This is a genomic window from Pedobacter suwonensis, assembly GCF_044762335.1.
GTDB lineage: Bacteria > Bacteroidota > Bacteroidia > Sphingobacteriales > Sphingobacteriaceae > Pedobacter.
The window spans coordinates 38099-53037 of sequence record NZ_JBIWEB010000001.1 but is presented as its reverse complement, the minus strand read 5'-3'; the positions used below and the strand labels follow the sequence as shown (position 1 = coordinate 53037).

At 45.1% G+C, this 14939-nt stretch carries 6 protein-coding genes; 1 reads left to right on the top strand and 5 read right to left on the bottom strand.

The genetic code is table 11. The features are described from left to right. Positions 1-213: 213 nt before the first annotated feature. From ACIQXP_RS00160 to ACIQXP_RS00140, 5 genes are all read right to left on the bottom strand, one after another. A complete protein-coding gene (locus ACIQXP_RS00160; RefSeq protein WP_387504486.1) occupies positions 214-627 on the bottom strand; it encodes a hypothetical protein in 414 nt (137 codons plus the stop codon). 1148 nt (positions 628-1775) lie between these two features. After that, on the bottom strand, positions 1776-2954 hold the full coding sequence (gene nhaA / locus ACIQXP_RS00155) for a Na+/H+ antiporter NhaA (protein ID WP_387504487.1): 1179 nt from the start codon (positions 2952-2954) through the stop codon (positions 1776-1778). A 2045-nt stretch (positions 2955-4999) separates the two neighbouring features. After that, entirely contained in the window at positions 5000-5920 is a 921-nt protein-coding gene (locus ACIQXP_RS00150; protein ID WP_387504488.1) for a PorP/SprF family type IX secretion system membrane protein, read from the bottom strand. A gap of 8 nt (positions 5921-5928) precedes the next feature. Next, positions 5929-11703: a lamin tail domain-containing protein gene (locus ACIQXP_RS00145; RefSeq protein ID WP_387504489.1), complete on the bottom strand. Its 5775-nt coding sequence runs from the start codon at positions 11701-11703 to the stop codon at positions 5929-5931. A 729-nt stretch (positions 11704-12432) separates the two neighbouring features. Further along, the gene (locus tag ACIQXP_RS00140) at positions 12433-13053 is read right to left on the bottom strand and encodes an L-threonylcarbamoyladenylate synthase (protein ID WP_387504490.1); all 621 of its coding nucleotides are present in this window, start codon (positions 13051-13053) and stop codon (positions 12433-12435) included. Positions 13054-13136: 83 nt separating this feature from the next. Between ACIQXP_RS00140 and ACIQXP_RS00135 the strand changes: the two genes are divergently transcribed. Beyond that, complete coding sequence (locus ACIQXP_RS00135) at positions 13137-14798, top strand: FMN-binding glutamate synthase family protein (RefSeq protein ID WP_387504491.1); 1662 nt, start codon at positions 13137-13139, stop codon at positions 14796-14798. The last annotated feature ends 141 nt before the right edge of the window (positions 14799-14939 follow it).

Sequence of the window (14939 nt, the reverse complement as noted above, 5' to 3'; positions counted from 1 at the left end):
CTCACTGCGTTTGAGGTTTGGTAGTGCTGGTAGTGCTGATCTGCAACTGTTTTTTTGATTTTTCTGGCCCTTGGGATTGACGGGCGTACTTCGGTAAGGGTTGTGGGGGGGTGAAAGGGAGTTGGCAAAGCGCTTAAAGAACTAGCTGTTTAAGGTTTAGTAGTGGTCTTCATCCGATGACTACCGGATCCCGCACAGGTGGGATCCTTAATGCTAAGGTACGTTTTCATTGTCTTTTTTAGTTCCTGTCATCCTGAGGTACGAAGGATCTTTTGATTGAAAGATTTGCTTCGCAGAGCCTACGGGTTCTTCACTGCGTTCAGAATGACAATCAAAGATTTTCTTGCCCTTCGCGCAGTCTTGCCTCGGCTCACCGCCGCCGAAGGGCTCTTTCTTTTGGCTTGGCCCAAAAGAAACAAAAACCCAAGGCTTGCATCCTTCCTTGTAAAAACCTACGGAAATCTTTATTGCGGCAGCATCGAGGCTCTTACCTTGGCTTTGTATCCCCCGCGCTCGCTTTGATCCTGCCTTGGGTTGTGGGGTTATGAGGGGGAGTGCAAAGATTTCCGTGCTTTTTCCGGCGGAAATCTGTGAGGCCGGTAGCAGGGTGCAGATAGCGTGGATCATAAGGATAGGTTCTAATATGGTCGTCATCCGATGACTGCAAACATGAGACACAAAACTCACTGCGTTTGAGGTTTGGTAGTGCTAGTGGTGCTAGTCTGCACCTGTTTTTTTGATTCAGCCGGCCCTTGGTCCCGATTGCTATCGGGAGACGGGCGTACTTCGGTTAAGGTCGTGGGGGTGGTGAGAGGGAGTTGGCAAAGCGCTTAAAGAACTAGCTGTTTTAGGTTTAGTAGTGGTCTTCATCCGATGACTACCGGATCCCGCACAGGTGGGATCCTTAATGCTAAGGTACGTTTTCATTGTCTTTTTTAGTTCCTGTCATCCTGAGGTACGAAGGATCTTTTGATTGAAAGATTTGCTTCGCAGAGCCTACGGGTTCTTCAATGCGTTCAGAATGACAATCAAAGATTTTCTTGCCCTTCGCGCAGTCTTGCCTCGGCTACCGATGAAAAATCGGTACAGGTCCACCGCCGCCGAGGGGGCTCTTACTTTTGGCTTGATCCAAAAGTAACAAAAACCCAAGGCTTGCATCCTTCCTTGTAAAAACCTACGGAAATCTTTATTGCGGCAGCATCGAGGCTCTTAGCCCTTGCTTTGTTCCACCGCTCCCGCTTTGATCCTGCCTTGGGCTGTGGGGTATGAAGTGGGGGTGCAAAGATTTCCGTGCTTTTTCCGGCGAAAATCTGCGAGGCCGGTAGCATGGTGCCGATAGCAGAGAGCAGATCGCATGAAGCACAGGATCTATAAGCTGTTGCATTAAGATCCCCGCCTGCGCGAGGATGACGGATTTTCTTTCCGTAAATCATTTCTAAACAATGAGGGGAACTCCCCTCCTAATTTAGGAGGGGCGGGGGTGGTAATTAGTTCTGATTTAAAAGATCCTTCGCTTCGCTCAGGATGACAAAAAAGCAGCTTTTGTTTTATTATAAATCTAAACTTATTTCATGATTTATAGGGTGTTGCATTAAGATCCCCGCCTGCGCGAGGATGACGGATTTTCTTTCTGTAAATCATTTCTAAACGATGAGGGGAACTCTCCTCCTGATTTAGGAGGGGCGGGCGGTTAGGAATAGAATTCTCTTTCAGTCCTTTCCCTTTCAGGGGAAAGGTGCCGATACGCGGATAGGGGCGCTGTGTTCCTCCGTGTTTTACTTTGTGGCCTCTGTGGTTAATTTTTGAGCTTTGACCGATTTCAAAAACACAAAACCCACCACACCTGATAATATCGAAGCTGTTAATATCGCAAACTTCGCTTCTGATACATGGAGTGCTTCGCTGAAAGAAAGCAATGAAATAAATATCGACATGGTAAAGCCTATTCCGGCGAGCATGCCCAAGCCCAGTACATGTTTCCAGCCTGCGCCGGTGGGTAAGTCGGCCCATTTCAGTTTCACGGCTAACCAACTGAAAAAGGTTACGCCAATGGTTTTACCTGCAAATAAACCTACGATAATGCCGAATCCCAGCGGTGAAACCAATCCGGTAAGCATCTCTATCTGGAAAGTGATATTGGTATTCGCTAAAGCAAAAACGGGCATAATGATGTAATTAACGGGAGTGGTTAAAAAATGCTCCAGTTTTTCTAAAGGCGATTTTTCGTCCGTTTCGTTGGTTGGGATGGTGAAAGCCAGCAATACCCCGGCAATGGTGGCATGGATACCGGAGTGGTGGATGAAATACCAGAGGAATACACCGGGGATGAGGTAAAATACGAGTTGCTTTACACCGAAGTAGTTCATTAACGCTAAAAGCAAAAGAATGCCTCCTGCCATGGCCAGGTATTCGAAATGAATCTGTTGGGTGTAGAAGATGGCGATGACGAGAATGGCACCAAGATCATCTACAATGGCTAATGCGGCCAGAAATATTTTTAAACTGGTGGGTACGCTTTTACCGAGCATGGCAATAATGGCAAGGGCAAAGGCAATATCGGTAGCCATGGGGATGCCCCAGCCACCTGCAGTTTCTGTATTGTTATTGAACAGGGTATAAATGAGGGCGGGTACGAGCATGCCTCCTAAAGCGGCGATTACAGGTAGGGCTGCACTTTTAATGGAGGAGAGCTCGCCCTCCAGGAGTTCGCGTTTGATTTCGAGCCCGACCAAAAGGAAAAATATAGCCATTAAGGCGTCGTTGATCCAGGCGAGGATGCTGTAGTTTACATCACCAAAGCCTAATTTGGTAGCTAAAAAGCTTTCGAAGCTTTCTTTGGATGCGGTATTCGCAATAATCAGCGAGATGACTACGCAGATCAGTAATAAAAAACCGCCCACTTGTCCGGAGCGGAAGAAACGCTGAAATACTTCTAAATTGATGAGTTTAGGCATAGGGGTAAAAGTAGTGAAAAGTAGGGTAACGGACGTGCTTTTCGTAGGGAATCGTTCGTCTAATTTGGACTGCAATCCATTTTATCAGCTTAATCTATCGCGATCGTTATGCTGAATTATTTCAGTATCTATCCTGCGAAGTCGCACTTGTTTTCCTTTCTTTTCTGTCATCCTGAGGTACGAAGGATCTTTTGCTGAGATTCTTCACTGCGCTCAGAATGACAATTGAAGGTTTGTCCTTGGCTCGGGCTTGCCTCGGCTCACCGCCGCCGAGAGGCTCTTTCTTTTCTCTTGATAGAAAAGAAACAAACCTGAGCGCAGCGAAAGCATGCCTGCCATTAAAAACAATAAATACCAAGGCATAACTTAAAGGCTTGCATCCGTTTTTTATGGGTTCATATTGTTTTTTATAGGTATAAAAGATTGCTGCGCAATTCTTGTAAAAACCTACGGAAATCTTAATTGCGGCAGCATCGAGGCTCTTACCTCGGCTTATTCCACTACCGATGTAAAATCGGTACGGCTACACCGCCGCTTTGATCCTGCCTTGGGTTGTGGGGTTATGAGGGGGAGTGCAAAGATTTCCGTGCTTTTTCCGGCGGAAATCTGCTAGGCCGGATTGCAGGGAGTAGAGGGAATTCTTCTCTAGCTGTCATCCTGAGGTACGAAGGATCTTTTGATCTGAAGATTTGCTTCGCAGCGTCTACGGGTTTTTCACTGCGTTCAGGATGACAATGTAGGTTTTGTCCTAGGCTCGATCTTTTCTCGGCTCACCGCCGCCGAGGGGCTAGTCCTTTTTCCTTGATGAAAAAGGGACCAAAAAATCAAGGCTTGGATCTGATGTCGGATAAATTCGTCAAAGCTTTGAGGTCGTCAGCACAAGCCCCGATGAAGGATCGGGGAGGGCGTGCTGCCTCTGGGCAGTGGTAGGTTGAAAGGAGGTGCAAAAGCTTTAACGTCCTGAGCGTAGTCGAAGGATCTCCTTCCATCATCTCCTAGGCCGCTAGCAGGGTGCAGATAGCGTGGTGCATAAACAGCATACATGGATTGAGCTTTGAAACTTTGAGGGGCAACTCCCCTCCTGATTTAGGAGGGGCGGGGGTGGTTATGAAGAGAATGCTCTTTAAGTCCCTCGTTTTGGGCTTGCCTCGGTTAGCCACCGAAGGACCCTTACTTTTGGCTTGGCCCAAAAGTAACAAAAGCCCAAGGCTTGCATCCTTCCTTGTAAAAAGCTACGGAAATCTTATTTGCGGCAGCATCGAGGCTCTTACCTCGGCTTATTCCACCGCTCCCGCTTTGATCCTGCCTTGGGCCGTGGGGTATGAAAGGGAGTGCAAAGATTTCCGTGCTTTTTCCTGCGAAAATCTGCCAGGCCGGTAGTAGGGTGCAGAGGGAATTCCTCTCTAGCTGTCATCCTGAGGTACGAAGGATCTTTTGATCTAAAGATTTGCTTCGCAGAGCCTACGGATTCTTCACTGCGTTCAGAATGACAATATAGGTTTTGTCCTAGGCTCGGTCTTTTCTCGGCTCACTGCCGCCTGGGCTAGTCCTTTTTCCTTGATAAAAAGGTAACCAAAAATCAAGGCTTGGATCTGATGTCGGATAAATTCGTCAAAGCTTTGAGGTCGTCAGCACAAGCCCCGATGAAGAATCGGGGAGGGCGTGCTGCCTCTGGGCAGTGGTAGGTTGAAAGGAGGTGCAAAAGCTTTAACGTCCTGAGCGTAGTCGAAGGATCTCCTTCCATCATCTCCTAGGCCGGTAGTAGGGTGCGGATAGCATGGAGCATAAACATTATCCGTGGATCGATTCCTTTGAAACTATGAGGGGAGCTCCCCTCCTGATTTAGGAGGGGCGGGGGTGGTAAGGAGAAGGGTTTCGAAAGATCCTGAGCGCAGTAAAGGATCAAAGAATAATAAAAGCCAAAAAAGCCACAGACCTTTCGATCTGCGGCTTTTAGTTTTAACATCAATCTAAATTTGTTTCAGAATCTGTTAAACGTTGTATTAAGATCCCCGCTTGCGCGAGGATGACGACAGTCGCTTAAATTATGGTTTCTTGCCAATATTTACTCTGATATTCACTTCGAAATCGCCATCGGTATAACCGCTGATCGCTGAAGTGGCGGTATTGTAATACGCCATGAAATATAAAGTCGACTTGTAATTCATGCCAAAACCAACCGTAGCATTCTGCGTGTTGTGGTACATGGCCATCACATACAGTTTATCGTTAGCGAAATTGGCATTTAGACCGGCATCCCATAAATTTTTGTAATTTTTGATGCCCCTGAATACGCCTTTAGGCTCCAGGCTGATGCCGTTTATGCCCGAACCCAGCATAAACTTATAGCCAATAGCTGAATAAAATGTAGGTTTATCAGCGTAGTTTAAATCATCTTTCCTGAAAACAGAACGCATATTGGGCACAGCACCTTCAACCGTTAATCCTTTTGAGGTATAAGAAATCCCGAAATCGCCATCCAGGTAATAACCCCTGTCGTTAAAACGGGCAATGGATGGGTCATTGATATCGCTGTTTCTTACGCTGCTCATATCCAGTTTATCCTGACTGGCACCAAAGGAGATCCCGAAGTTTAGTTTCTGATCGTCACTGCTTAAGGGCAGGTGGTAGGCAAAAGTTCCAACAGCTTTGGTGCGCTGGATGCCTCCTGATTTTTCGTTGTAGATGTTTACACCCCAACCCACTTTGTTTACCTGCTGATCTAGCGTTACACTTTGGGTAATGGGTGCCCCCGGAATGTTCGACCACTGTTTGCGGAAACTTCCGTTGATGTTAAAACCTTCGCTGATACCCGCCATTGATGGGTTAACCAGGTAACGGTTTTGAAAGTATTGCGCATTGAGCGGAAGAATCTGTGCCTTTACGCTGCAGGCTAATACTGTACTGGCTGCAAATAGAAACGTTACGCGACGCATTTGCTTTATGTTTTTAATAATTGCTTTCATGTCTGTAATTAGTCTCTAATGATGTTGATATAACCTTTAAATGTACCAATGCCCTTACCGAGATCGATAATGTAATAGTAAGTACCTTCGTTTAAAGGACTACCGTTTATGGTTCCGTCCCAATCGTTTGCATAGGTTTGTTTGGTGTATAAAATCCGTCCGGCTTTATCGAATATTTTTAAGGTATTGTTGGGATAATAATCGATGTTTTTGACGATAAATTTGTCATTATACCCATCACCATTTGGTGTAATTACGGTACTGGCTTCCAGTTTATAATCTTCGGTTACGGTTATCGAAATGGTCTGATCGCTTACACAACCGCTGGCGTTGGTTACGGTTACTTTATAAGTGCCGCTTTGTTTTGGCCTAATGGTTGCCGATGCCGTGTTTTGTCCGCTAGTGATATCGGCACCTGTCCAGCTATACTGTCCACCGCCTGTTGCCGTTAACACAATAACATCGCCTTTAGAGATGGTTAGCCCTTTATTGCTGCTGATGGAAACTACTGGTAAAACATTTACGGTTATGGTAGCCGTTCCGGTTTGTGCCTGACCACAGTTTGCATCTTTAACGTTTACTAAATTATAGGCAAAGGTACCAGCTACATTAGTGGGTGCCGAAACCGTTACCGATGCATTTGCTGCGGTAGTACTTACCATTTGGTTGGCGCCACCATTAATATTGTAGGTAAATGTATAAGGTGCAGTTCCGTTTGCACCGGTAAAGGTGATGGTTTGTGGCGTTCCGCTCACACAAACTGCGGCTGTACCCGAAATGCCGGCCGTAGCTGTTGAAATTACCGTTAACTTAAAAGTTTTGGTGGTTTTATCTACTCCTCCAAAATCTGTACCTCCATTATCCATTACGGTAACCGTGATATTGGCTACCCCACTCACATTGTTTTTTAAGTGATAAGTAATGGTTCCTTTATCGGCACCGTTTGCTGCTATGGTTAACACATCGAACAGGTTGGCATTATCTGAAGAAACAGCAAGGGTGGTATTTTGCGTAGTTTCCGGACCGGCAGAAATTCCGCTTAAGGCAATCGTTTGGTTAGCCGGGCTATAACAAACAGACTGGTTTTGTAGCGCATCGATTGTAGGGGCGCCATTGCCAAATAAATATCTCGTTCTAATCGGGTAATGATCGGTTGTGGTAGAACTGTAATTGGTAACCAGGTTTTTAACTGCATCCAAAACCTCGGCCGATGCCGGGATGTAGTTGAGGTTAAGGTTTTTGCTAATAATCACGTTATCAATTACGGTATTAAAGCCAGCGGTTGACTGTTTTCCGGCTAAACTTAAAGGCAGGGTAACCGGGAAATAATTGGCTGCATCCTGCGTAAAATCAGAGTAGGACGTACCGGTACCTGCAGGCATAGGCGCAATGGTTTTATCGGCATCCAATACATCGTTAAAATCGCCCAGGATGATGATTTTTTTGCCCGCAAGGTTGGCATCCAGCCAGTCTTTCAATTGTTTGTTCCCCGCTTTTCTGCGATTGTAGGAATCAATCTGATCGGCAGTGGTACCGGTATTGGCCTTGGCATGAATCTCTACGAAATAAACCGTATCTAGTTTATTATTGATCTTCACCTGCGCCTGCATCATATAAGGGAAACGGCCTGAAGACCAGTTTTTGTAAGGCGTACCATCGGCACTGGTTGAAGGTGCGGCCGGGTTATAGGTGTCTCTTAAAATGCCAAGGGTAGAAATGGGTTTAATCAGGTCGCTGCGGTACATAAAAGCCAGTTTTTGTGCCAGCGGATAATCGGCATCGGTTTTATTATCGGCGTATGATCCGAACTCGCTGAACACCACGTTATAGCCTGCCGGTAAAACCGTATTTCTGAACAAAGTGGTATCTACTACCTCTGCAAAACCATAAATATCTGCATTGATATTGTTGACCACTGTTTTAACATTTGCGGCCTGTAAGGCATCGTTTGATGGATCCTGTGCCGGGCTGCCAAACCATTCGATGTTCCAGTTGACCACTTCAAGCGTACTGGCAACATCGAAGGTGTTTCCGCTTAAAGCAATGGTTTTATTTGCAGAACCGGAAGTGGCAATAGTTACATTACCGGTATAACTGGTATTCGCCGCTGCTGGCGAAAATTTCACATAAACAGTTGACGAAGTATTGTTAATGTCGGCTTTTGGATAAGAGATGGTATTGCTATAGGTTCCACTACTGGTTTTAGATAGCGAGAAGTTAGCAGGAGCAGTTAAGGTAACATCGCCCGTTAGGTTGCCTGCAGAAAAACCAAATGTATTTGCTGCTGAAGTGGTATTGGCCGCCTGGAAGCCAAAATTGATGCCCGAAGGCGAAGTGCTAATATCAACCGCTGGAGGTGTGTTCGAATTGGTTACGGCAAAATCATCAACGGTCCAGCGGCTGGCCGATGAAGTGGTAGAATTATACACAATAGCTACATAAACAGGTGTAGCTTTGTAGGCTGATAAATCGATATTATCTGATTTGGTCCATTTATCGCTACCGGTTTCAGGGAATTTACCATCCAGGTTGGTCCAGGTGGCCAGCGCAGGATTACCTGAACCCGTATAGTTGGTCGAGATTTTTAACTGCAGTTTATCTCCTGCGAAAGCAGATCTGGTCCAGAAGGATAAAATGGCGTAATTGAATGATGAAATATTTAAGGCCGGAGAAATTAACCAGTCTTCGTTAAGGATGTTTCCGCCTGAGTAACCATTAATCTGCAGGGCGTTACCTGCACTGCCCGCACCGGTTGGATCGGAAGCATCGTGACCAAAAGTAGTGGTGCAGCCCCAGGTTTGCGGACCAGTTACGCTGTATTGATAAAAACCATCTGATAAGGCTGCACTGCCTACCGTGGTACAGTTTTCGAAATTGAAGGCAGTTTGGTTAGGATCTACGGCCGGACCGGTTAATGACAGAGAAACAGCAGTTGCACCTGCGCTGCTGTGTAAAACGGCACCGGTTGAATTGCCTACCGCCGTTGGACTGAATTTTACATACACCGTTTGGTTGTTGGCTAAATCAGCCACACTATAACTTAAGGTAGTAGAAAAAGTAACGTTATCTTTGGAAATAGAATAAGGTGCGGCAGTGGTTAACGTAGTGGCATTAGTTAAGTTACCTCCAGCCAATACATAACTTTTTGAAGCTGATGTAGTATTGATGGCCTGATTGCTGAACGCCAAAGTTTTTGGCGTAACCACCAGGTAGGGACCTGAAGTTGAAACAGGTTCTGTTACCGAACTGTTCTGTGGATTCGGTGTTCTTACAATAAAATCGGCAGCATTTTGATCGCTATCGTATCCGTTACCGGCAAACTCTTCTGTTCCGCCAGTGCCCATGGTGGTGACATCAGAGGTGGCACTTGCTTTTCTTTCTATAGATGACGTATTGCTTGGCGCAGGTGCAGGGGCGGTGCCTTCGAAGCCGTTGGCTGTAGCGCCAAAACCTACCAGATCGATCACTGCTGATCCTGTTGGTAAAGCGCCGGTTTGTGCGGTTGTACTATTGCTCAATAATACTTTACCTGCGGTACCACCCATGGTAATGGTACCGATTTTATCAGGTGTTGGCAGGTTGGTGGTACCTCCTGTACCTGCCGATTGCTGAATGAGGTAAAATCCTTTTGGTGCAATGGAACCAGATAATGTTGTTACTGTCCAGTTGCCTGTACCTGTTGCGCTGGCGTATTGTACGCTCCAGCCTGTTAAATCTACCGCGCTAAGTGTTGGATTGTATAACTCGATGAAATCGTTTTTATAAACTGCGCCCGAGTTGCCACCGCCACCATAAACTTCAGAAATAACCACATGGTTAGCACCAGTTGGTTCTTTGATGCTGCTATTTTGAGGATTAGGAGCAGTAACCACAAAATCGGTACTGTTGTTATCGGTATCGTAACCATTACCGTTAAATTCTTCTGCTCCCCCAGCCGCTAAAGTAGCCGCTGTTGAAGTGGCGCTTGCTTTACGTTCAATAGAAGTGGTATTTGAGATTAATGGGGTAGGTGCGGTTTCGAAACCTGTGGCCGTTGGACCAAAACCCACTTTATCTACCACTGCCGCGGTTGATGGATTGGCACCTGTTAAAAGCACGTTCGAATTGCTTAAAATTACTTTTCCGGTTGTACCCGATAGGGTTAAGGTTCCGATTGCATCTGGTGCAGGTAAATTAACCGTTCCGCCCGCGCCAACAGCTTCCTGAACTAAATAGAAACTTTTTGCTGGTATACTGCCGGTTAAATCTGTTTTGGCCCAGGTACCTGTACCGGTAGCATTTAAATACTGCACACTCCAGCCGGTTAACTCAACCGCGGTATTACCCGGGTTATATAATTCGATAAAGTCGTTTTTATAAGTCGCGCCGGTATTTCCGCCACCGCCATACACTTCGGAGATTACAATATGTGTAGCTGCGACAGGCGGCGTGGTGCCTATACCTGTTGTGGTAATGCTCTGCGTGCTTGCACCAGTACTCGAAATACTGATATTACCTGATGCCGGGCCTGTTGTTGTAGGGCTAAAACGAGCCGATACCGTTTTGCTTGTGGCCAGCTCAGTCGCAGTATAAACTAAAGCGGTGCTATAGGTTACATTGTCTTTCGAAAGATAAAAAGGTGCTGTTGTGGTCACATTTACCACATCAGTTAAACCTGTTGCGCTGAGGTTAAAAGTTTGCGCGGTAGTATTGGTGCCCGTATTTTGGGAACCAAAATCGAAAGCGGTTTGGTTTACCGTTAAAATAGTTGATAAGCCGTTTCCGCTTACCGTAACGTTAACAGGACTGGCACCGATGCTGGTATTGGCAATATTGCCACTGGCGTTGCCCGCAACTGTTGGACTAAAACGTACATACACCAATGGTGATGCGGAAACTTCGCCCGCAGTATAGCTGATGGAATTGCTAAAAGTAATATTGTCTTTCGAAACAGAAAAAGGTGCTGTTGTGTTTACAGAAACGCCAGCAGTTAAATTGGCGCCTCCTAAAGTATAACTTTGTGAGGCAGCATTTGAATTGATGTTTTGATCGCCAAAAACCAATGTCGTATTTGAAGCTGAAAGAACCGGTGTTGCGGTAGCGCTGCCTTTTGGGGTGATGCTAAAGTCGTCAATCGTGTAAATGCCGTCGCTTCCTAAATCGTCGGTATCTGTCCAGCGGATATAAAGCGTAGCACCATTTGCCCAGGTAATGGCAGTAATACTTCCTGAAATAGCCGTTTGGTTAGCTGCTAGGTTCCCATCAACACCAGCTGCTGAGGTAGTGGTAGTTAACTTCTCGTTAAGGTCCATATCGGAAAGCGGTAGCCAGGTAGCCGAAGCATCGGCAATGCCAGTGGCATTAAAGCTGTATTCGAAATTTAGTTTTTCGTTTACGGTAGCGTTTGAACCCGATCTCCATTGTTCCATAACGCCCGACAAATCAATTGAGGTTACTGTTGTACCTGTATTGTTCTGGAATGCGGCACCAAATCTGGGTACTAAAGCGCCGGAAGCCAGACTTCCAAAGGAGCGATCGGCAGCCCCGGCTGTGCCAGCATTATAAGCGGCACCGCTATTTGACGAAGTGGTGTAAACTGCTAAGGTTAAGGCCGAACCAACGGCAGCGGCGCTGGTGCCGCTGGCTTTAACGGCGCTCCATCCGGTAACTGTTGAATTCCCGGTTGCCGTCATACCATCAAAATTTTCTGATTTAGCTGTGTTTATTGCCGTTAATGAAACCTGGGCAGATAAATAGTTAACAAAAACCAGAAAAAATAAAATGAGAAGTAAAGGTTTTTTCATATAGTTAGTTTTGTTTATAACAAATGTATATGCAATTGCCTTATTATCAGATTAACTTAATGTTAATTTGAACGAATGTGGAAAAATAAATGTAATATGATGTAATTTTTTGTTTTTGTAGACGTTTGCGGTTTTTTTTAATATTTAGGTTTGAAGATTCGAACTCCGCCATGATTAACAGATTAGAGTAAAAGGGGCGTCATCTCGACTGGAGTGTGACGGAATGGAGAGATCTTTTGACTATGTTAAAAGATCTCTCCACTACGGTCGAGATGATACTTCGAGGCTGTTTTCGCTTTAAAATCTACTGTTTTTATGAAACAAACCATCATCATGGCTTTGGTTGATGGCATGCTATTGATATTTCCCACTGATTTAACAGATAAACGCAGATCTTATCATACAAAGGTTTGTATCTGGTAGTTATAAACCTGCTTACAAAGCCTGATCCAATCCTTCATCGGATGAGGACTTGGCGTTTAAAGCAGGGCAGGGGGCAGCCATATCGCATCGGATCGCTCACTTTCAAAAAATAATACCACTTAGCTGAATACTTAAATTCGGCTAACAGGTTGTTTTAAGGTGGTTGATGAAAGCTTTATTTGCTGATCGTCAACCCCGATCTGATAGCCATCGGATTTCACTCAATGGATTACTGCTATTTTAGATGCTGAAACAAGTTCAGCAGGACGATTTGGTGGTTGGTGTAAGATCAATAAAATATGTGGGTTAAAGATATTCCTCGATATTTCCTTTTCCCTCACGAATAACTTCGAACTCGCCAGTAGTACAATCGATTACGGTAGAGGCCTCATTGTCGCCATAACCGCCGTCAATAATAATGTCCACCAGATTTTCATATTTCTCATGAATCAATTCCGGATCGGTAGAATACTCAATTACGTCATCGTCATCTTTAATGGAGGTTGAGAGGATGGGGTTACCCAGCGCTTTTACAATACTGCGGGCAATATTATTATCGGGTACACGTATCCCCACCGTCTTTTTATTGGAACTTAATAATTTGGGTACGTTGTTATTGGCATTGAAAATAAAGGTAAAAGGACCTGGAAGTGCCTTCTTTAAAACCCTGAAAGTGGTATTGTCAATGGGTTTTATGTAATCAGAAATGTGTTTTAAATCGTGGCAGATGAAAGAGAAATTGGCTTTCTCGGGTTTTATCCCACGTATTCTGCAGATTTTTTCGATAGCCTTAGGATTGGTGATATCGCAGCCCAAACCATATATCGTGTCGGTCGGATAGATAATCAGGCCTCCTTTTTTAAGTACTTCAACAACCTGTTCTATAGCCCTTTCGTTAGGGTTTTCTGGATAAATCTTAATAAGCATAGCGTAAAAATAACAATTTAGTAGTGTCAGTTGTTTAATAATCTTAATCTTTGTATTTACAAAACATACGCTAATCTGATTTTATGAGAAAAGCTTTCGTCGCGATCGCCGCATTTTTAATTGCCCTAACCATTATGCTTGGGCTTTATCATCCCTTTTTATGGTGGACTTTTATTTTTACAGGTCCTTTTGTACTGCTCGGTATTTACGATTTATACCAGCCTAAGCACAGCATTGTAAGAAATTATCCTGTTTTTGGGCGTTTAAGGTATTTTATGGAAGAGTTGAGACCTAAAGTATACCAGTATTTCGTAGAAAGTGATACCAACGGTACACCTTACAACAGGTTAAACCGTTCGCTGATTTACCAGCGAGCCAAAACCGATAACGATACAATTCCATTCGGGACACAGTTAAATGTTTACGAAAATGGTTATGAGTGGTTGAGCCATAGTATTGCTGCCATTTCGCATCATGAATTAAATCTGGATCCGCGTGTTACCGTCGGCGGACCAGATTGCAAGAAACCTTACTCTGCAAGCATTTATAATATCTCAGCCATGAGTTTTGGTTCGTTAAGTCAGAATGCCATTCTGGCTTTAAATGGCGGTGCCAAACTCGGTAATTTTGCGCACAATACGGGCGAAGGCGGAATCAGTGATTACCACCGACAGCCGGGAGGCGATTTAATCTGGCAGATTGGTACAGGTTATTTCGGTTGCCGAAATGCCGATGGTACTTTTAATTATGATGCGTATGCCGAGCGGGCACAGGCAGACCAGGTAAAAATGATCGAGATTAAACTTTCTCAAGGTGCCAAACCAGGGCATGGGGGGATGTTGCCAGCTAAAAAAGTAACACCAGAAGTAGCCAGGATCCGTTTGGTGCCGGAAGGTAAAGATGTACTGTCGCCACCCGCACATTCAGCCTTTAATACGCCTATCGGTTTGTTGGAGTTTGTGAAAAAATTACGTGATTTATCTGGCGGTAAACCCGTAGGGTTTAAACTGTGTATTGGTCGTAAAAGTGAATTTTATGCCATTTGTAAGGCCATGATAGAAACCGGAATTTATCCTGATTTTATCACCGTTGATGGCGGTGAAGGCGGAACAGGTGCCGCGCCACAGGAGTTTTCGAATTCGGTGGGTATGCCATTGCGCGAAGGGGTTGCTTTTGTGTATGATGTTTTAAATGGTTTTGATCTGAAAAAACACATCAAAATTATTGCTTCGGGCAAAGTGGCCACCGGTTTCGATCTGGTTAAGAATATTGCCCTCGGCGCTGATATGTGTAATGCCGCACGCGGAATGATGTTTGCCCTTGGCTGCATTCAGGCTTTAGAGTGTAACAGCAATACCTGCCCAACAGGGGTGGCTACGCAGGATCCGAGTTTAATGAAAGGTTTGGTGGTAGAAGATAAAACCGTTCGTGTTAAAAACTTCCACAACCTGACGGTGGCCAGCGCGGTAGAATTGCTTGGGGCTGCGGGTTTAAGGGAAACGCATCAGTTAACCCGGGCCTATATCAACAGAAGGGTGAGTCCGAGTGTGATGCAGAGTTATTTAGAAACCTTTCCGTATATCCCGGCGGGTAGTTTATTGCAAACGCCTTATCCAACCCGTTACGAATTAGGCATGGCACTAAGTACTTCAAAAAGTTTTGCCCCAACTGATTATAAAGTATCTGCAGTAGATTATTCGCATGCCAATCCGTACGGAGATACCATACATGAGGATGGAAGATAGGATTCTTGCAAAGTTTAATAGGTTGAGCGTCGACATAACTTCGTAAGCTTAGCTGGAGTAAAGCATGGTTTGTAGCGGAATGGCAGTTGTAGGGTCGGCTTGTAAGGTCTCAGGGTATATGAGTATTGATAAAGCATTGGA

What these genes read in the sequence shown, in the direction of transcription:
- ACIQXP_RS00160 (WP_387504486.1), bottom strand. Translation starts at nt 627, where the DNA reads ATGATCCACGCTATCTGCACCCTGCTACCGGCCTCACAGATTTCCGCC.
- nhaA (WP_387504487.1), bottom strand. Translation starts at nt 2,954, where the DNA reads ATGCCTAAACTCATCAATTTAGAAGTATTTCAGCGTTTCTTCCGCTCC.
- ACIQXP_RS00150 (WP_387504488.1), bottom strand. Translation starts at nt 5,920, where the DNA reads ATGAAAGCAATTATTAAAAACATAAAGCAAATGCGTCGCGTAACGTTT.
- ACIQXP_RS00145 (WP_387504489.1), bottom strand. Translation starts at nt 11,703, where the DNA reads ATGAAAAAACCTTTACTTCTCATTTTATTTTTTCTGGTTTTTGTTAAC.
- ACIQXP_RS00140 (WP_387504490.1), bottom strand. Translation starts at nt 13,053, where the DNA reads ATGCTTATTAAGATTTATCCAGAAAACCCTAACGAAAGGGCTATAGAA.
- ACIQXP_RS00135 (WP_387504491.1), top strand. Translation starts at nt 13,137, where the DNA reads ATGAGAAAAGCTTTCGTCGCGATCGCCGCATTTTTAATTGCCCTAACC.